The 18,275-nt window shown below is 61.9% G+C and carries 17 protein-coding genes; 9 read left to right on the top strand and 8 right to left on the bottom strand.

What is annotated here, in order from left to right; all coding sequences use genetic code 11:
• Positions 1–264: 264 nt before the first annotated feature.
• The 3 genes from HXS66_RS12525 to HXS66_RS12515 all read left to right on the top strand — a co-directional run bounded on the left by HXS66_RS12525 (position 265) and on the right by HXS66_RS12515 (position 3,699).
• A complete protein-coding gene (locus tag HXS66_RS12525; protein ID WP_136937883.1) occupies positions 265–1,716 on the top strand; it encodes a sodium:alanine symporter family protein in 1,452 nt (483 codons plus the stop codon).
• A gap of 233 nt (positions 1,717–1,949) precedes the next feature.
• On the top strand, positions 1,950–2,615 hold the full coding sequence (locus HXS66_RS12520) for a 7-cyano-7-deazaguanine/7-aminomethyl-7-deazaguanine transporter (protein WP_077376751.1): 666 nt from the start codon (positions 1,950–1,952) through the stop codon (positions 2,613–2,615).
• 76 nt (positions 2,616–2,691) lie between these two features.
• Entirely contained in the window at positions 2,692–3,699 is a 1,008-nt protein-coding gene (locus HXS66_RS12515) for a ParA family protein (protein WP_218015179.1), read from the top strand.
• A gap of 78 nt (positions 3,700–3,777) precedes the next feature.
• Here the strand turns inward: HXS66_RS12515 and HXS66_RS12510 are convergent, their stop codons facing one another.
• The gene (locus HXS66_RS12510; RefSeq protein ID WP_176503672.1) at positions 3,778–4,602 is read right to left on the bottom strand and encodes an inositol monophosphatase family protein; all 825 of its coding nucleotides are present in this window, start codon (positions 4,600–4,602) and stop codon (positions 3,778–3,780) included.
• Positions 4,603–5,099: 497 nt separating this feature from the next.
• Between HXS66_RS12510 and HXS66_RS12505 the strand changes: the two genes are divergently transcribed.
• Positions 5,100–6,359, top strand: coding sequence for an alanine--glyoxylate aminotransferase family protein (locus HXS66_RS12505; protein ID WP_255303234.1), 1,260 nt, complete (start codon positions 5,100–5,102; stop codon positions 6,357–6,359).
• Positions 6,356–7,690, top strand: coding sequence for an allantoate amidohydrolase (locus HXS66_RS12500; RefSeq protein ID WP_176503671.1), 1,335 nt, complete (start codon positions 6,356–6,358; stop codon positions 7,688–7,690). The genes HXS66_RS12505 and HXS66_RS12500 overlap by 4 nt, the downstream gene beginning before the upstream one ends.
• A gap of 34 nt (positions 7,691–7,724) precedes the next feature.
• On the opposite strand, the gene uraD is transcribed toward HXS66_RS12500, so the two are convergent.
• Positions 7,725–8,258, bottom strand: coding sequence for a 2-oxo-4-hydroxy-4-carboxy-5-ureidoimidazoline decarboxylase (gene uraD / locus HXS66_RS12495; RefSeq protein WP_170877430.1), 534 nt, complete (start codon positions 8,256–8,258; stop codon positions 7,725–7,727).
• A gap of 293 nt (positions 8,259–8,551) precedes the next feature.
• Here uraD and uraH point away from each other — a divergent pair, with 293 nt between their 5' ends.
• The 3 genes from uraH (at position 8,552) to HXS66_RS12480 (ending at position 12,342) form a co-directional block, all read left to right on the top strand.
• On the top strand, positions 8,552–8,908 hold the full coding sequence (uraH, locus tag HXS66_RS12490; protein ID WP_176503670.1) for a hydroxyisourate hydrolase: 357 nt from the start codon (positions 8,552–8,554) through the stop codon (positions 8,906–8,908).
• A 9-nt stretch (positions 8,909–8,917) separates the two neighbouring features.
• Complete coding sequence (locus tag HXS66_RS12485) at positions 8,918–10,165, top strand: urate hydroxylase PuuD (protein ID WP_176503669.1); 1,248 nt, start codon at positions 8,918–8,920, stop codon at positions 10,163–10,165.
• 95 nt (positions 10,166–10,260) lie between these two features.
• The gene (locus HXS66_RS12480; RefSeq protein WP_176503668.1) at positions 10,261–12,342 is read left to right on the top strand and encodes a Cache 3/Cache 2 fusion domain-containing protein; all 2,082 of its coding nucleotides are present in this window, start codon (positions 10,261–10,263) and stop codon (positions 12,340–12,342) included.
• Positions 12,343–12,520: 178 nt separating this feature from the next.
• Here the strand turns inward: HXS66_RS12480 and HXS66_RS12475 are convergent, their stop codons facing one another.
• Positions 12,521–13,165, bottom strand: a complete 645-nt coding sequence (locus HXS66_RS12475) for a TetR/AcrR family transcriptional regulator (RefSeq protein WP_176503667.1) — start codon at positions 13,163–13,165, stop codon at positions 12,521–12,523.
• Positions 13,166–13,434: 269 nt separating this feature from the next.
• Between HXS66_RS12475 and HXS66_RS12470 the strand changes: the two genes are divergently transcribed.
• Positions 13,435–15,531, top strand: a complete 2,097-nt coding sequence (locus HXS66_RS12470) for an NADH:flavin oxidoreductase (RefSeq protein ID WP_176503666.1) — start codon at positions 13,435–13,437, stop codon at positions 15,529–15,531.
• Between the two features lie 57 nt (positions 15,532–15,588).
• Here HXS66_RS12470 and HXS66_RS12465 read toward each other — a convergent pair whose 3' ends face one another.
• The 5 genes from HXS66_RS12465 to HXS66_RS12445 form a co-directional block, all read right to left on the bottom strand.
• Entirely contained in the window at positions 15,589–15,915 is a 327-nt protein-coding gene (locus HXS66_RS12465; protein WP_176503665.1) for a S26 family signal peptidase, read from the bottom strand.
• A gap of 28 nt (positions 15,916–15,943) precedes the next feature.
• Positions 15,944–16,444, bottom strand: coding sequence for a superoxide dismutase, Ni (gene sodN / locus HXS66_RS12460; protein ID WP_176493247.1), 501 nt, complete (start codon positions 16,442–16,444; stop codon positions 15,944–15,946).
• Between the two features lie 2 nt (positions 16,445–16,446).
• Positions 16,447–16,656: a hypothetical protein gene (locus HXS66_RS12455; protein ID WP_077376715.1), complete on the bottom strand. Its 210-nt coding sequence runs from the start codon at positions 16,654–16,656 to the stop codon at positions 16,447–16,449.
• Between the two features lie 25 nt (positions 16,657–16,681).
• Positions 16,682–17,101: a tetratricopeptide repeat protein gene (locus HXS66_RS12450; protein WP_176503664.1), complete on the bottom strand. Its 420-nt coding sequence runs from the start codon at positions 17,099–17,101 to the stop codon at positions 16,682–16,684.
• Between the two features lie 197 nt (positions 17,102–17,298).
• Entirely contained in the window at positions 17,299–18,018 is a 720-nt protein-coding gene (locus HXS66_RS12445) for a hypothetical protein (protein ID WP_176503663.1), read from the bottom strand.
• Between the last annotated feature and the right edge of the window lie 257 nt (positions 18,019–18,275).

Genomic DNA, 18,275 nt, shown 5'->3' with positions numbered 1-18,275 from the left:
ACATTGCCTTGTGCATCTAAAGTCTAGGATGCAGTGAAAAAGACCGACATTTCGCCGGTTCCCCACTAGAATCCCGCTGTGAAACGCCAATGTTCAGTATGCTCTTCTTGCTAATCCGTGTCGGATATGAAGAATGGCGCTCACCAAAGCATGTCGAGCAACCCTTTCGTAGTGGTTGCTCGCTGCCAGCGGCAGGATGGCCATGGCTTTTCACGCCGCCTGGCAGCGTCGACAAGATCAAAAACCCGCCAAAGCGAGACCGACATGTCGGAAACAACGTCCATCATTCCAGCGCCGATTCTGGCGTTGATCGATGCAGGCAATGGCCTGCTGTGGGGCAGCGTATTGATCTACCTGCTCATCGGAGCGGGTCTTTTCTTCACGGTCATGACCAAGGGCATCCAGTTCCGCTACTTCGGGCACATGTGGAAACTGCTGGCCACCTCACGTCAGGGTAGCGAAGGCGGGATCTCCTCCTTCCAGGCGCTGGCCACCTCCCTGGCGGCACGTGTCGGTACCGGTAACCTGGCCGGTGTCGCCGTGGCGATTTCCCTGGGTGGCCCGGGTGCCATCTTCTGGATGTGGATGACGGCACTGGTCGGCATGTCCACCAGTTTCATCGAGTCCACCCTGGCCCAGGCCTACAAGGTGTCACACGATGACAATACCTTCCGTGGTGGCCCGGCCTACTACATCGAGAAGGGCCTGGGGCAGCGCTGGATGGCGATCCTGTTCTCCGTGTGTCTGATCATCGCCTTCGGTCTGGCCTTCAACTCCGTGCAGTCCAACTCTATCGCGCTGGCCATGGAGCAGGCCTTCAGCGTGCCGCCGTGGATCATGGGCGTGATTCTGGTCGTGGTGATGGTGCCGATCATCTTCGGTGGCATGAAGCGCATCACGCGGACCGCCGAGCTGATCGTGCCGATCATGGCGCTGCTCTATCTGCTGCTGGCCATCTTCGTCGTGGCGATCAACATCACCGAGCTTCCGGCGGCACTGGGCACCATCTTCCGCAGCGCCTTCGGTCTTGAGCAGGCAGCAGGTGGTGCACTGGGCTACACCATCGCGCAGGCGATGATGAACGGCATCAAGCGCGGTCTGTTCTCCAATGAAGCCGGCATGGGCTCTGCGCCGAATGCCGCGGCGATGGCGACCACCCGGCACCCGGCCTCCCAGGGCTTCGTCCAGATGCTGGGCGTCTTCATCGATACTCTAGTCATCTGCACCGCAACCGCTGCCATCATCATCATGAGCGGCACGCTGGGCAACGATGGCGGCAATGATGGTATCCAGATCACCCAGGCGGCGTTGACCTCGCAGGTCGGCAGCTGGGGGGGTGGCTTCGTGGCGATCGCCATTCTGCTGTTCGCCTTCACCTCGCTGGTGGCAAACTACTCCTATGGCGAGTCCAACATCGAGTACATCTCGGGCAAGAAGAACGCCAAGCCGGTCATCATGCTCTATCGCTTTGCGGTGCTGGGCATGGTGATGCTGGGCGCAGTCGCCAGTCTCAAGAACATCTGGAACTTCGCTGACCTGTCGATGGGGGCGATGGCGCTGATCAACCTGATCGCCATCCTGCTGCTGTCGCCGCTGGCCTTCCGGATCTTCAAGGACTACGACCGTCAGCACAAGGCCGGTCAGGAGCCGACCTTCGACCCCGAGAAGTTCCCGGAGCTCAAGGGCAAGGTCGACCCCGCCATCTGGAAGAAATGAGCGTCACCCATGAAAGCCCGCGGTGCGGAATGAGGCGTCCACCTCTCCCTGACCACCCGGTCAGAATCTCCGTGAGTTGACATGCCAATGGCCGCGCATCGTGATACGATGCGCGGCCATTCTGGTTCTCGACGGCGAGATATCGCGCGAGATACCGTCAATCGTCAGCTGTTATGCCGTCTGTCAGGGTTCCCTCACCCCTGCTGTTGGCCTGGAACCAAAAAGGACCTCAGATGCTCCTCCTCACCGCGAGTCAATCGCGTCGTGCGCTCGTCGCACTGTCCCTGTTTCATATCCTGATCATCACGGCCAGCAACTACCTGGTGCAGTTGCCGATGACACTGTTCGGCTTCCATACCACCTGGGGTGCCTTCAGCTTCCCGTTCATCTTCCTGGCCACTGACCTGACCGTCCGGCTGTTCGGCAAGGTACATGCTCGCCGCATCATCGCGCTGGTCATGCTGCCGGCATTGCTGGTCAGCTACATGATCTCGGTGATCTTCCATGGCGGCAGCCTTGCCGGGATCGAGGCGTTGGGCGAGTTCAATCTGGTCGTGGCACGCATTGCGCTGGCGAGCTTCATCGCCTATGTGATCGGCCAGCTGTTGGATATTCAGGTCTTTGATCGTCTGCGTCGCAATGCTCACTGGTGGGTCGCGCCCATGGCATCGACGCTCTTCGGCAATCTCGCCGATACCTTCGCCTTCTTTTCGGTGGCATTTCGCAATGGCCCGGACGTCTTCATGGCGGCACATTGGGTCGAGATCGCCTGGGTGGACTACGCCATCAAGTTGATCATTTCGCTGCTGCTCTTCCTCCCGATGTACGGTCTGTTGCTTGGCTGGTTGACGCGTCAACTGCTGGCGAGAGGCTTCATCGCCGGGCGTGAAGGCGCCTGATCAGTCCGACATCTCCCTGTACTCGAATTGCCGCCACGATGTGGTAGCCTTGAGAAAAACAGGGAGTTGATCTGCAATGAAAATCGCGGCGGTGTACAGCATCAAGGGCGGTGTCGGCAAGACGGCTTCTGCCATCAACCTCGCGTATGTCGCTGCCAACAGTGGTCTCAGAGTGCTGTTGTGGGATCTTGACCCTCAAGCCGCCGCGACTTTCTATGTGCGGACCAAGCCCAAGCTCAAGGGCGGCGTCGAGAAGCTGATCAGCGGCAAGCAGGACCTGTCACGCGTGATCCGGGCGACCGACTATCGCAATCTGGATGTCCTGCCGGCCGAGTTCTCCTATCGCAATCTCGATCACATTCTCGAGGAAGAGAAGCGCTCTCGCCTGCGCAAGGTGTTGAAGCCGGTGCGTGACGATTACGACCTCGTCATCCTGGATTGCCCCCCGAGTATCTCGACCCTCTCCGAGCAGGTCTTCGCGGCCGCTGATACGCTGCTGGTCCCGATGATTCCGACGGTGTTGTCACTGCGCACGCTGGAGCAGCTCAATGCCTATCTGGCCGAGATCGATCTCGATGTGCCTGTCTGGCCATTCTTCACGCTGGTCGATCGTCGCAAGACCTTGCACAAGGATGTGATGGAGTCCCTCAAGCAGGACCATCCGCTGCAGCTCAGTGGGCATATTCCTTACTCCAGCATCGTCGAGCGCATGGGAATCGAGCGCAAGCCGGTGCCGGTCTTCTCGCGCAACAGTGCTCCGGCGGCAAGCTACCGAGAGTTGTGGAAGGAAGTCGGCCAGCGCCTCGGGCTGCTCAAGGAGCCGGCAGCTGGTGAGGGGAAGGCAGACGCAGACGCGAGCATGCCTGAGACGAGCACGACCGCTGGCACGTCCACTGCCAATCAGTCCGCTCAGCCCTCGGACAAGCTGGAGGTCAGCACCGACTCCAAGGCCAGGACAGCCAGGTCGTCCACCGCGAAATCGTCTGGCAAGCCCTCTGGCAAGCCCTCTGACAAGTCTTCCGGCAAGCCCTCCGGGAAGGCGGGAGCAAAGCGCAGCAAGAAGGGCGGCAACCTCGGCGATTGATGCCCTGCGTCTCACTGAGGCCCACAATGCAAGAAGCCCCGCACTGGCGGGGCTTCTTGCATTGTGGGGGAGGGTGACTCAAAGCCCGGGCAGGCCGGAACTGGCATCGGCATCTTCCAGCAGGCGCTTGAGCGGTGCATGCAGGGCCGGTGAAGCTACCACGATATTCTCGCCATACAGCTCCTCGGGGATGCCGTCCGGGCAACGATAGAGGTGACCGGTACGTGCGCCGGCTTCGCGGGCAATCAGCAGGCCCGCCGCAAAGTCCCAGGGAGAGACGCTCTCATAGTAGGCATCCAGGCGGCCGCAGGCGACATCGCAAAGATCCAGCGCGGCACTGCCATTGCGCCGGACATCCTGACACACCAGCAACATGGCGGAGAGACGTTTGAGCAGGGGAGGACGGCTGTCCCGGTTATAGGGAAAGCCGGTCGCGACCAGTGCGCGGCTCATGTCTTCGGTCTCGCTGACCGTGATGCTCTCGCCATTCATCCAGGCTCCCTTGCCGCGAATGGCGGTGAAGGTCTCGCCGAGGAAGGGCGCGTGGACCACCCCCATCTGGATCTTGCCACGCTCGCACCAGGCGATGGAGACGGCCACATGGCGCAGCCCGTGAGCAAAGTTGACGGTGCCGTCGATGGGGTCGATCACCCACAGGCCTCCCTTGGTGCCGATGACGTCGCGCTCGGGCGATAGCTCCTCGGTCAGGCGTGCATCTTCAGGGAATTCGGCCTCGAGCGCCTCGGCAAGGAAGGTGTCGATCGCCACATCGATGTCCGTGACCAGCTCATCGCCTTTCTTGTAGTGGTGCGCGAACCCTTGATCCTCGCGCGCTTTCACCATGCGTTCTCCCGCGTCTCTGGCCAATTGCGTTGCACGTTCCAGGCGTTGTTCCAGCGTCATGTGGCTCTCCAGCAGCGATGATCAGGTCAGATGAGTTGACGCTCATCCCTCCGGTGACCTCCTGTATAACAGACTCATGTGGTGAGTTCAGCCTCGAGGGAGGGAACGGACGCACGAAGGGTGTGCTCAGGCATCCGATTCAGGCGTTGCATGCCCTTTCATGGTGCTTTCCCTGCAAGGCATGCACTGCCAGCGGGAGGTGGCGAGGATCGCTTCAACGGTTATCCCGTTATCTTGATGGGGCGTTTACTCGTCACGCTTCCTGAAGCATCCCGCTTGGGGACCTGTCGCTACCCCGCCCAGCAGCGAAGAGCCTGACGTCTGGCCGACATGACGTGACTGGCGAGTCTTCGTCAGGACAGGCCGGTGGGATCTGGGGATTCAACATCCGTTTCATTTTTTGATTTCTGGCGCACTTGTTGCAGTAGTCTGGTCATGGCGTTCGGCAAGCCGCCGAACCTTCCCGCATTCAATGCCCTGATGCACAAGGAGCGAACGTGACCCCGATCCCTGACCAGATTCACCCCCCGCAGCGCCTCCTGATGGGCCCGGGCCCGATCAACGCGGACCCACGTGTGTTGCGTGCGCTGTCAGCGCCATTGATCGGCCAGTACGATCCCGCGATGACGCATTACATGAACGAGACGATGCAGCTCTATCGCGGCGTCTTCGAGACCCGGAACGCGGCGACCCTGTTGATCGATGGCACATCGCGGGCCGGGATCGAGGCGGTGCTGGTCTCGTTGATCCAGCCGGGGGAGCGTGTACTGGTGCCGATCTTCGGCCGTTTCGGTCATCTGCTGCGCGAGATTGCCGAGCGCTGCGGTGCCCAGGTGCACACGCTGGAATGTGAGTGGGGCGAGGTCTTTCGTCCCGAGCAGATCGAAGCCGCCATTCGCGAGGTGCAGCCAACGCTTCTCGCGCTGGTACAGGGCGATACCTCGACCACCATGTGCCAACCGCTCGAGGAGATCGGTGCCATCTGTCGCCGCGAAGGCGTGCTGTTCTACAGCGATGCCACGGCCTCGCTGGCGGGCAATCCGCTCAAGACGGACGAGTGGGGACTGGATGCCGTCACCGCAGGCCTGCAGAAATGTCTCGCCGGTCCGTCTGGCAGTTCGCCGCTGACGCTGTCGCCGCGTGCGGTGGAGGTGGTGCATGCACGCCGGCACGTCGAGGCCGGGATCAGCAGTGGGGGCGATCGACTGGCGGAGCCGGGCGCGCGTATTCGCTCCAACTATTTCGATCTTTCCATGGTGCTCGATTACTGGGGAGCGCTGCGCCTCAATCACCACACTGAGGCCACCAGCATGCTGTATGGCGCGCGCGAGTGTGCGCGACTGCTGGTCAACGAGGGCATGGACAACGCCATCGCGCGACATGCGTTGCACGGTCAGGCGATGGTCGAGGGACTCAAGGGGCTGGGGCTTGCGCTGTTCGGTGACCAGGCACATCGCATGAACAACGTCAGCGCGGTGAGGATTCCGGATGGCCTGGATGGCGAGGGGTTGCGTCGCAGCATGCTGGAGGATTTCGGCATCGAGATAGGCACCAGCTTCGGGCCGCTGCACGGCAAGGTCTGGCGCCTCGGCGTGATGGGCTACAACGCGCGTCGCGACACGGTACTCACCACGCTGGCGGCGCTGGAGCAGACTCTGCGACGCGGTGGCGTCCAGTGTGTCGCCGGCGGTGGTGTCGGCGCGGCGCTGGACTTTTATCAAGAGCATCAGGACCAGCCGGCGGGAGAGCGGCCATGACCATTGATGTGTCCCGAGCGCGCACGACAGCGGGCATCGCCTCGCTGGAAACCGCGGCGGACGTGCTGGCAGCCTGTGATGCCCTGGCGGCGATTTCACGCAGTGACAGCGGGATCGATCGCCGTTATCTGACGCCTGAGCATGCGGCGGCCAATGCCACCACGGCGGCCTGGCTCAAGGCGGCAGGACTTCACAGCTGGCAGGACGGGGCGGGCAATCAGTGGGGGCGATGGTGCCCGAAAACGCTCTCCAGCGAGAGCGAGGCGCCACGGCTGGTGATCGGCTCCCATCTGGACAGCGTACCGGACGCCGGTCGTTATGACGGAATTCTGGGCGTGCTTCTGGGCGTCGCGGCGCTGACCCACTTCCAGCAGCGCGCTGAACAGGAGGGTGCCGACTTGCCGTTTGCGCTCGAGGTGGTCGGCTTTGGCGATGAGGAAGGCACGCGCTTCGGCGCGACCCTGCTCGGCAGCCATGCTATCGCGGGCAGCTGGCAACCGGGATGGGAGCTTCTGGAAGATGAGGAGGGTATCAGCCTGGGGGAGGCGCTGACCGCCTTCGGGCTCTCGGGGCAATCGGCGGCCAGTGCCAGCCTGCAAGCGACTCCGCCGCTGGGCTATCTGGAAGTGCACATCGAGCAGGGGCCGGTGCTGGAAGCCGAGAATCTGGCGCTGGGCACCGTGACGGGTATCGCTGGCGCGCGTCGCTTTGCCGTCAACTTCGCCGGTCAGGCCGGCCATGCCGGCACCACACCGATGGCACTGCGTCAGGATGCGCTGTGTGCCGCGGCAGAGTGGACACTGGCCGTCGAGACCCTGGCGCGTGAGGTCCAGACAGGCAAGCGCGCTGACATGCCGGATCACTCACTGGTGGCCACCGTGGGGTGTTGCGAATTGCGTCCCGGTGCGGTGAATGTCATTCCCGGCGCCGCGGCGTTGAGTCTGGATATCCGTGCCCTGGACGATGCACAGCGTGACCGGGCGCTGGAGGAACTGCTGCATCAGGCCCACCAGATCGCCGAGCGTCGCGGCGTCACCTTCCGCTGTGAGCAGACCCACGCCGCGAATGCCGTCGCCTGTGATGAAGGGTTGATGCAGGCAGTGGATCTCGGTATCGCCGCTACCGGACAGGCGCCTTTCCGGCTGCCCAGCGGTGCCGGCCATGACGCCATGGCGGTGAGTCATCTGTGCCCGGTGGGCATGCTGTTCCTGCGCTGTGAGCGGGGCATCAGTCACCACCCTGCGGAGGCGGTGACGGAGGCGGATGTCGCCAGAGCACTGGCGGCCTTGATTGCCAGCATCGAGGCAGTGGCCGCCAGATATTCGTGTTGATCATCGGCGGCCAGAAGATGGCATGGGCGGCTGCCTAGCTCGCGTCCAGCAGGCCCGGCAGTCGCACTGCGGCAATGGCATCGATCTGATTCAGGGCTTCCTGAAATTCCGTCTCGGTGGATTGCGGCAGGCGTCGTTCCAGTTCGGCGAGGATGCTTGAGGCGCTATGGCCCTTCACGCAGATGATGAAGGGGATTCCGTGACGGGCCTGATAGTCGGCGTTGGCCTTGAGGAAGCGTTCGCGGGTGGCGTCATCGAGCTGGTCCAGCCCCGCGCCACGCTGTTCGCCTTGAGAGGCGGGCGTGAGACTCTCGAGCTTGCCGGCCGCCAATTCCGGGTGGGCGTCGATCAACTGGCGGCGCTCGGTCTCGCTTGCTCGGCGTACCGCCTCGGCACAGGCGCTCAGCAGGGCTTCGGTACTGGCAAAGGGGCGCTCTGCAGCGGCGCGTTCCACTACCCAGTCGGAGTGCTCATAGAGGCCGCTCAAACGACGAGCAAGCGCTTCTGGTGGCAGGGCGTTGAGGGTGTCCAGCATTGCCAGATATTCCATCGGGGTTTCGATTGGCATGTGCCTTGCTCCAGAGAAGAAAAGAGAAAAAGACGTGAAGAATCCATTGCTTGCAAGGCACATGCCGCCGCCAGACAAGCCGGGACCCGCCCTCGAGGCAGTGCGTCTGCCAGGGAGACGTGTCCCCTGCACCTTGACCGTCAGGTCAGATTAGGCGAGTGCACTCCTGCGGTGCAATGCCACCAAAGCCCTGAGCCGTGACATGCCGAGCGCCATGCATCATTGATCGGATCAGCGGCTGCATCACGGACAACGCGTCAATGTCACACGCTATCCATCACAAGGAAATGACCATGCCCAGACTTACCACGCATGTGCTCAACCAGGCTGAAGGCATCGCCGCCAGTGGCGTCACCATTCTCCTGGAGCGCCAGGATGCGCAGGGCAACTTCCAGCAGATTGCCCGAAGCATCACCAATCAGGATGGCCGTGTCGAGGCGCCATTGCTGGAGAACGCGCCATCGAGTGACGACGATCACTCCGGCGTCTACCGCCTGACGTTCCAGATAGGGGACTACTTTGCCGGGCGTCCGATGGGCAAGGGCATGCTCGGGCGGGTGCCGGTCGAGTTCACGCTGGAGGCCAGCGGCCACTATCACATTCCGCTGCTGGTCACTCCGTGGGCCTACAGCGTCTACCGCGGCAGCTAAGGAGCCGGCATGAGCGCATATCTCCTCGATTGGACAATGCTGCTGACACGTTGGCTGCATGTCATGGCGGGTATCGCCTGGATTGGCGCCTCGTTCTTCTTCATCTGGCTCGACAATCGCCGCCAGCCTGCCCGTCATGCCCTCGATGGTCGTCCGGGGGGCGAGCTCTGGGCAGTGCACGGCGGTGGCCTCTACCATCTGTTTCGCCATGACGGCGTCAGTGAGACGCTGCCCAGCGAGATCCACTGGTTCAAGTGGGAGGCTTATGTCACCTGGTTGTCCGGGATGGGGCTGTTCACGCTGATCTACCTGCTGCAGCCGCAGGCCTATCTGATTGATCCGCGCGTGTTCGAGATGAGCGGCAGCATGGCCGTCGGTAGCGCACTGGGACTGCTCCTCGCAGGCTGGCTGGGCTACGAGGCGCTGTGTCGCAGCCCCCTCAAGCGCAGCGCTGCGGCGCTGTTCGTCGCGGTCGGTGTCTGGCTGACGCTGGCGGCCTGGTTCGCGACGGAGCTGTTCTCCGGGCGCGCCGCCTTCCTGCTGATGGGCGCGCTGATGGGCAGCATCATGGCGGGCAATGTCTTCAACGTGATCATCCCGGGTCAGAAGGCGCTGCTTGCCGCCGCGCAGCGTGGCGAGACCCCGGACCCGATCCACGGTCAGCGCGCCAAGCAGCGCTCGGTGCACAACACCTTCATCACGCTGCCGGCGGTCCTGATGATGATCAGCAACCATTACCCGCTGCTGTACGCCAATGACTATCGTCTCGGCGTCATCCTGCTGCTGCTGGTGACGGGGGGGCTGATTCGCATCGCCACGGTGGATCACCACAAGGGCGTCAAGCGACGTTGGGTACCGGTGGGAGCCGTAGCGGCGCTGATCGGCGTGATCGTGCTGTGTGCACCACGCGCTCAGCCCGCTCCGGCAACGGCCGGAAACGCCGCGTCTTCACCGTCCGTGGCGGCCAGCAACACCGCTGACAATGCGGTGATGGGAGAGAATGAGGCTCTGCGCGAGAAGGTCCGCCATATCGTCGAGCAACGCTGCGCCGGCTGTCACAGTGATTCGCCGACGTTGATCGGGCTTACCGCGCCGGCGGCAGGGGTCGCCTTCAATGGCTGGGAGGACATCCAGCGTCAGGCACTGCGCATCCACCAGCGCACGGTGGTCGACAAGAGCATGCCGCTGGCCAACATGACCCAGATGACCGATGCCGAGCGTCAGATGCTGGACGACTGGTGGCAGGCGACACGCTGAGAGAGTGCCGGGTCAGTCATGCATGTCATCGCTACAGTTGTGGGGCGTTCGGCCGATAGTCGTGATACTTCACTCACGGATCGGAATCGCGCGCAATGATGACAACAAGAAGGCGACTGGCCCGCGCCAGCGTCGGCAGCAAGTTGGCCTTGCTGGTGCTGGGGTTGATGATGGTGGCCTTCATCGTGCTGGGACTGGTGTTCTCCACCGCCAGCAAGCATCAGGTGGAAGAGGGCACGGAACGTGCCCTTGCCCAGCAGCAGCAACAGATCACCAATACCATCGAACTGTTCGATACCACCATGCAGGCCAGCGTGACGCGCATGCTCAATGCGTTCCTGGCCACCATCCCGGACAATTTCACGCGGATAGAGACTCGCCGCCTGCCGATCGGTCAGCGAGATGCACCGGCGCTGCTCAATGCCGGTTTCATGCTCAATGATCAATCCGGCTATCTGGCCGATTTTGCCAAGCGCACCGGAGCCCCGGTCAGTTTCTTCGTGCGCGATGGTGATGATTTCGTGCGCATTGCCACCACGCTCAAGACCGAGGATGGCTCGAGCCTGCTCGGGCTGACGCTGAGTGGTGGGGTCAAGGAAGCACTGAATGCCGGCCAGCCCTATACCGGCATGCTCTATCTCGCCGGCCATCACTACATGACCCGCTATCGCCCGATCACCGACTTCAATGACAACGTCATCGGAGCCTCCTTCATCGGAGTGGATATCGGAGCGCAGATCGATGAGCTCTACGCCACCATCACCAGCATCCAGCTGCATGACAAGGATTTCAGTCTGGTGGCCAGCACGGCGGCTGAGCAACGTGGGCTGGTATTGACCGAGGGGCCGTGGCAGGGCCGTTCATTGACGGACTTCAAGGATGAGGCGGGCCGGTCGGCCATGGCGCCGCTGTTTGCCGCCGATAGTGGCCAGTTTGAATATCGCCTGGCAGGCGAGGACAGCTCACGCATCACTCGCTTCCAGCACTACCCGGCATGGAACTGGGTCGTGGCCACCACCATCGACGAGAACGAGGTGACCGCTGGCATCACCCGTCTTCGCAATCAGGTCTTCGGCCTGGCGTTGCTGCTGGCGCTCTCGGTGGCCGCCATACTCTATTTCCTTGAGCGTCGCTTGATCAGTCGCCCGCTCGATGCCCTGGTCAAACTGGCTCAGGCACTGGCGCGTGGGGATCTTTCCCAGCGCATCACGAGCCAGCGTCAGGACGAGATCGGCAAGCTGACGGACGCCATGAACAGTATCGGTGAGGACCTGAGCCGCGTGGTCGGTCAGGTCCGGACGACCACCGTTGCCGTCAATCAGGCCGCCGGGGAGATCGCCCAGGGCAACGAGGAGCTGTCGGCCCGCACCGAGCAGTCGGCGTCGAGTCTGCAGGAAACCTCCGCCTCGATGGAGGAGATCACCACGACCGTGCAGCACAGTGCCGATTCCGCTCAGCAGGCCAGCCAGCTGGTCAACTCGACCTCGGAACAGGCACGCCGTGGCAACGAGGACATGAACAAGGCGCAGGCGAGCATGGAAGACATCAATCGCTCTGCCGAACGCATCAACGAGATCATCAGCCTGATCGACGGCATCGCCTTCCAGACCAATATCCTGGCGCTCAATGCGTCGGTGGAGGCTGCGCGGGCCGGCGAGCATGGGCGTGGCTTCGCGGTGGTTGCCCAGGAAGTGCGAACGCTGGCGACACGCTCCAGCGATGCCTCTCGTGAGATTCGCGGTCTGATCGATGAGTCCATCTCCCACACGCAGCAGGGTGTGGCACAGGTGAAGGACGCCAGTCATGCGATGGCCGAGATTCTGTCGAGCGTCGAGCGTGTCAACGACATGATCGCCGAGATCAGTGCCGGTGCCCGTGAGCAGAGTGCCGGGGTCGGTCAGGTGAATACGGCGGTCAGCGAGCTGGATGCGATGACCCAGCAGAACACCACCTTGGTCAATCAGGTCAGTGGCGCGGCGCGCAGCATGAGTGCCCAGGCACAGTCGCTGGAGTCGTTGATGTCAGGCTTCAAGGTGGCTGGCGGGCATGATGGGGCGAACCCGCACATGTCTGATGCAAACGCTTCTCCCCGACAGGAGAGTGCGGCGTTCCATCGGGCAACGCAGTCGCCGCGTGATACGCGATTGCGTGAGGAAGAGGAATGGGAGGCCTTCTGAACCGGACTTGGGCATCATCGCCTGACTCGAGAACTGTCTCGAGGACTGACTCGAGAACCGGATAGGCGCACCTTGGGCGAGAGGGACAATCCGCGACGCCATGGCACGTTTAGCAGGCCCCCATCGACGATGTGTCGATGGGGGCCTGCTGCGTATCAAGCGCGCGGTGGACACGCCTTCAGCCTGAATGACGCGCCGCGAAGCGCGCCAGTTCATGTGGCTGGCAGGGTTCACCCACGAAGATTTCCACATAGTCAGCGACGCGCCCGATGCGCTCCGCGACGCTTTCCCGGGTGCGCATCGAAAGGTAGCCGATCTGGGTCAGGTAGATGGTGCGCGCTCGGACATCGGCCTGGGATTCAGGCTGGCCATGACGCATCAGCATCGCGGTCAGTGCCTGAATGCGTGTCTGATCCGCCTGGTCGACGACGGCGGCAACGTCCTCGTTCTGCAAGCCCCAGTTGCGGATCGCCAGCTCAAAGCGAGAGTCGAACAGCGACTCATCCAGCCAGCAATCGAAGACATTGAGCATGGCCTCCACCACCGTGGCGGCGTATTGCTCGCAGCGCCCGATCAGCCTGGCGGTATTGTGGGCATCCCAACGGGCGAGCAAGGCGGCGAGCAGGGCATCGCGGTCCTTGAAGCTCCAGTAGAAACTGGTGCGAGACAGCCCCAATGTCTTGGCCAGCGTCAGAACGCGTACCGAGTCCACGCCACCGAGCAACAGCTGCTGATAGGCGGCCTCCAGCCAATCCTCGGCCTTGCCACGTCCTTCCGTTCTGGCGCTCGCACTCTCGGGTCGTGTGGCGGTGGTCTCTGACATGGGCGGGCTCCTGAAGGGGCTGACAGGCGGGGGATGCTGTCGTCGGGGGCTCGAAGATCCAAGCGTGACACCAGCACGGGGGTGAGTGGCGTGGCTCGAGCATGCTGTCTGCGACAGTGATGATTCTGTCTGCGCCAGCGGGACAAGAACGCCATTTCCAGCGACGCACGATCTGGATTCTAGGGCTATAGTCAGCTCATGTACACATGTGTACACGATCAAGGCATCTCTGTTTACGATGTCTCATGACCTGACATTCAGGAGGCCGCATGGCTCAGGATCCGCTGCTCACACCGTTCACGCTCAAGCACCTCACCCTCAAGAATCGCTTGATGATGACCTCCCACGAGCCCGCCTATCCCGAAGATGGCATGCCCAAGGCACGTTATCGCGCCTATCACGAGGAGCGTGCGCGCGCCGGTATCGCCTTGACCATGACAGCAGGCTCCGCCTCGGTCGCACGGGATAGTCCGCCGGTATTCAACAATATTCTCGCCTGGCGTGATGAGGTGGTGCCCTGGCTGAGCGAGCTGACCGATGCCTGCCATGAGCACGGTACCGCAGTGATGATCCAGCTCACCCACCTGGGGCGGCGTACGCGTTGGGACAAGGCCGACTGGCTACCTGCCGTGTCGGCGTCGCATCGTCGCGAGGCGGCTCATCGCGCCTTTCCCAAGCGGGTCGAGGACTGGGACATCAGGCGCCTGATCCAGGACTATGCGGACGCCGCAGAACGCATGAAAGCGGCGGGTCTTGATGGTATCGAGCTGCAGGCCTACGGGCATCTGATGGATCAGTTCTGGTCACCACTGACCAACACCCTGGAGGGGCCCTATGGTGGCAGTCTCGAGAATCGACTGCGCTTCACCATGGAAGTGTTGAGCGCGATTCGTGCCCGGGTGGGCAACGAGTTCATCGTCGGGGTGCGCTACACCGGGGATGAATGCCTGAGTGGCGGTCTGGATGCCAGTGATGGCCTTGCGGTCTCGCGCCTGCTGCGCGATAGCGGACAGGTCGATTTTCTCAATGTGGTACGCGGCCATATCGATACTGATGCGGGCCTCACCGATGTCATCCCGATTCAGGGCATGGCCAGTGCGCCGCATCTGGACTTCGCGGGACAGATTCGTGAGGCGATGGATTTCCCGACCTTCCATGGTGCCAAGATTCAGGACATCGCCACCGCGCGCCATGCCATCGCCACCGGCAAGGTCGACATGGTCGGCATGACGCGTGCCCACATGGCGGACCCGCATATCGTGCGCAAGCTGTTGGCCGGCAAGGAAGAGGATATTCGCCCCTGTGTCGGGGCCAACTATTGTCTCGATCGCATCTATCAGGGCGGATCGGCCTACTGCATCCATAACGCCGCCACCGGGCGTGAGCTGGAGCAGCCGCATGACATCGCACCGGGCGAGGTCGCCAGGAAGGTGGTCATCATCGGAGCGGGGCCGGCAGGGCTTGAGGCGGCACGTGTCGCCGGTGAGCGCGGCCATCAGGTGGTGGTACTGGAAGCGGCGGACCAACCCGGTGGCCAGATCCGCCTGACCGCGCAGAGCGAGCGGCGTCGCGAGATGATCGGCATCATCGATTGGCGCATCAGTCGCTGCGAGGCGCTGGGCGTCGAGATTCGCTACAACGTCTTCGCCGAGGCCGAGGACGTGCTGGCGGAGCAGCCGGATGTCGTCATCGTCGCCACGGGCGGCTACCCCGAGGAAGACATGCCGCAGGTCGGCAGTGAGCTGGTCGTCTCCAGCTGGGACATTCTCTCCGGCCATGTCACGCCTGGCCGCAACGTGCTGCTGTTCGATGATGCGGGAGACCACGCCGCACTCCAGGCCGCCGAGATGATCGCCAACACCGGAGCCAGGCTCGAGATGATGACGCCAGACCGCACCTTCGCGCCAGAAATCATGGCCATGAACCTGGTGCCCTACATGCGCAGCCTGCAACGTCTCGCCGTCACCTTCACGCCGACCTATCGCCTCGGCGGTGTCTCGCGCGGTGAGGAGGGCCAGTTGATCGCCCAGATCGGCAGTGATTACCTGGATGACGCCGTAGCGCAAGGCAAGGGCACCGGTGCCTACGCGGATCAGCGAATCGTCGATCAGGTCGTCGTCAACTACGGCGCCCGCCCGATGGAAGATCTCTACTTCGAACTCAAACCTTACTCGCGCAACGGCGGGGCAGTGGACTACGACGCCTTGATCGCAGGACTCGCCCAGCCTGCAGACGGCCCAAGTCCAGAGCACACCGAGCGCTCAGCAGACGGCAAGTTCCAGCTCTACCGCATCGGCGATGCCGTCGCGACCCGCAATACCCACGCAGCAATCTATGACGCGCTGAGGCTGATGAAGGTGGTGTGAGGGTGAGCAGAGAGGTGGGATATCACAGGGGAGCCATGGCAAGGGACAAAGAAAGGCTCACGTATTGTCTTGAGAGAAGGTGTGGATCACTCGCCCTTTGACTCGCCGACAAGACAGCAAGCCCATCTTTTCAGTCGAAGTACTGTCCGGATGGGTACCTTCCAGCCATAGCATGCCGTCTGGTTGTATCTCACGTATGCGCTTGATGATGCGGCCGAAGTGGGGGTGCCGTGCCACCACGATATCCCCGACGCGATAGCGCGATTTCCAGCGTTTCAGCGTGACGACATAATCTCCCGGCGCAAGGCCGGGAGACATGCTGAGTCCATTGACGCGATAGAGTCCGAAGGGCATCCGTTCACTCTTGATCAATTCACTCTTCATCAGTTCTTTGGCGCATCATGTCGCTGAATCAGTCCAGCTTCGGATAGACGACAGTTTCAGACGGCGGATACGGGCAGGTGGCGGTAAAGGTGGTGAGTCCCTTGGTATCCCAGAACGCCGCGGCGAATTCATTGATGAGGGTCAGCAGCTTTTCCCCCTTGTCCCGCTCGATGCCCTGTTTGCAGGCAGAGCCGGCCAGCATGATGCTGTGGACCAGTGCATCGATGTCCGGATAGGCGTCACGCTGCGGCTGCTTGATGTAGTCGCCCCAGATGATGCGGATCTCATGCTTGGCTTTCTCGGCGTGGCTTTCCTTCTGCTCCACCAGACGGGCGAGCAAGGCCTGGTCTGCCAGCGTCAGGCTGTCCTTCTGGCCCAGCTCATTGATGAGGTCCATGAAGCGGATCACGCTGAGTGCGGCGATCTGCGCAGCGGACGGGTCATAGATCTTGCAGGGAATATCACAGTGCGCGGAGGCCGCAGGGAGTGAGACCAGTCGGTCAACGGTGCGGAGCAGGGCATGAAGCATGTTCAATCCTCCTTTTGCTGAGTGTTGTGACGTTTGTGACGCGACTGACGAATGACAAAGAACGCGGTTCCGATGACGGCTGCGATGGCGCCATAGAACAGGGTGTGAACGAGGGGGCTGCTCCAGTCACTGTGGTCATGTCCCGGGTGGGCCAGTGCCGTATTGGCGGCGGTCAACAGCAGCAGTCCACTCGCGATGAGGGGTTTCTTCATGCCATATCTCCTGTGGGGGTGAGGATCAGTGATGGACCCGCGTCGCCGCATGACGCGCGGGGGTTGGCCGATAAGTCCGCTGACGAGAGACGCCTAGCCATTGCACGGTATTCATGATGTCCATTCGCACCTGGCCACTGCCGCGCAGCAAGGCTTGCTGGTGGGCATGGCACAGGCCCGGGACGGAAAGCGCATGGGAGAGGCGGGCATGGGCAGCCTGCAGGGCGCTCATCGCCTGCGGGTGCTGCCCTTGGGCGCGATAGAGCTCTGCCAGGTTCTGATAGCTCACCACCAGCGCCGCGACGCCGCCTTCCGGGTCTGCACTGGGCATCAGAAAGATGTCTGCCAGGTGGCAGGCACTGAGATAGTGCTGCTCTGCCATGACGTAGTCGCCCTGTTCGAACAACGCATTGCCTGAGCGGGTTTCACGCTTCCATTGGTCCATGAGGCCCTCCTGTGACCGGGTGTCGTCAGCATGCCAATCTTCATGATTATGATAATCATTATCATTCAATAATGGTGCAATACCTCGACTGCTGCAAGGGCTCAGGGAGAATCCGTCAGGGACGTCCTGTGATACGTCTCAGGCTGGCAGGGCCAGGCAGGTGATGTCAGCGAAGCACCGAGCTTGAATGGGAGGGCTCATTGACGACTGGTAGTCGCCGGGGACGATTGGGGAAGACGGTCGCTGCCGCCATCAGACCCGGGTGAGGCAGAGGGTGTCGGACATTCAGGTGTCAGCGGCGCTGTCGGGGCTGAGGGATAGCGCTGTCTGGCCGTGTGCATGATGGTCTCCATGCTGGCGTAGACCATGTAGAGCTCTCCCAGATGCTTGTCTGTCCTTAGCGTGGCATCGTGAAGCGGCAACAGACCGAAGCGCTTGAAGATCTTCATGTTGGCGCGCTTGCACAACGCCAGAATCCCATCACCATTTCTGGATTTCACATGGCGTGCCGCTGCAGCCATCAACAGATTGCCATGGGCGAAACGTTTGGCCTCCGGGGCCATCACCAGACGGCTGAATTCATAGATGGCACCTTCTGGGATGGAAACGACATCACTGTCGTCAAAGAGGGTGCGCGACTCGAGACCGCCAGGTGTGATGCGAATGCTGCCCAGCAAGGTATCGTGCTGTGTGTCCATCAGGCAGATATGCTGACTGTTGCTGTCGATCACGTCATCGTGGTCCGTGTGCTTCTTGAGATATGCCTTGGCGACACCATGGTGTTGGTCACGCAGCTTGAGGACCTGCTGGAAGAGTGGATGGCGACGACCGAAGAATGACACCGTCTCTCGATGGGTCTGATGCGTGAAAGAAGAGGTGAACTGCGTGATGACGGCGACGTCGTGACTGTCTTTCATTCCCTTGCTGACTCCTCGCTTCCTGAGGTGGATGAGATATCTCATGCTTGTGGGATGGTAAAGCTAGCACTTTATTAGTTTTAGTGCATGTTTGTTGCGTCGCCATGACAGGTTCATGATGGGGGAAGCCGGATGTCGGTCTGCGCGAGACTCCGCCCTGCGGGATCACGCCAGGACTGAAGCGCGAAGAGGGCATGGTCGGATATTTGGCGATATCATTGGCAAAAATGTCGCGAAAATTGGGTTGATGGCATGAT

Source organism: Cobetia sp. 5-11-6-3 (assembly GCF_013374055.1).
GTDB lineage: Bacteria > Pseudomonadota > Gammaproteobacteria > Pseudomonadales > Halomonadaceae > Cobetia > Cobetia marina.
Note: the sequence above shows the minus strand (reverse complement) of the source record. Positions and strands in the feature narration are given on the sequence as shown.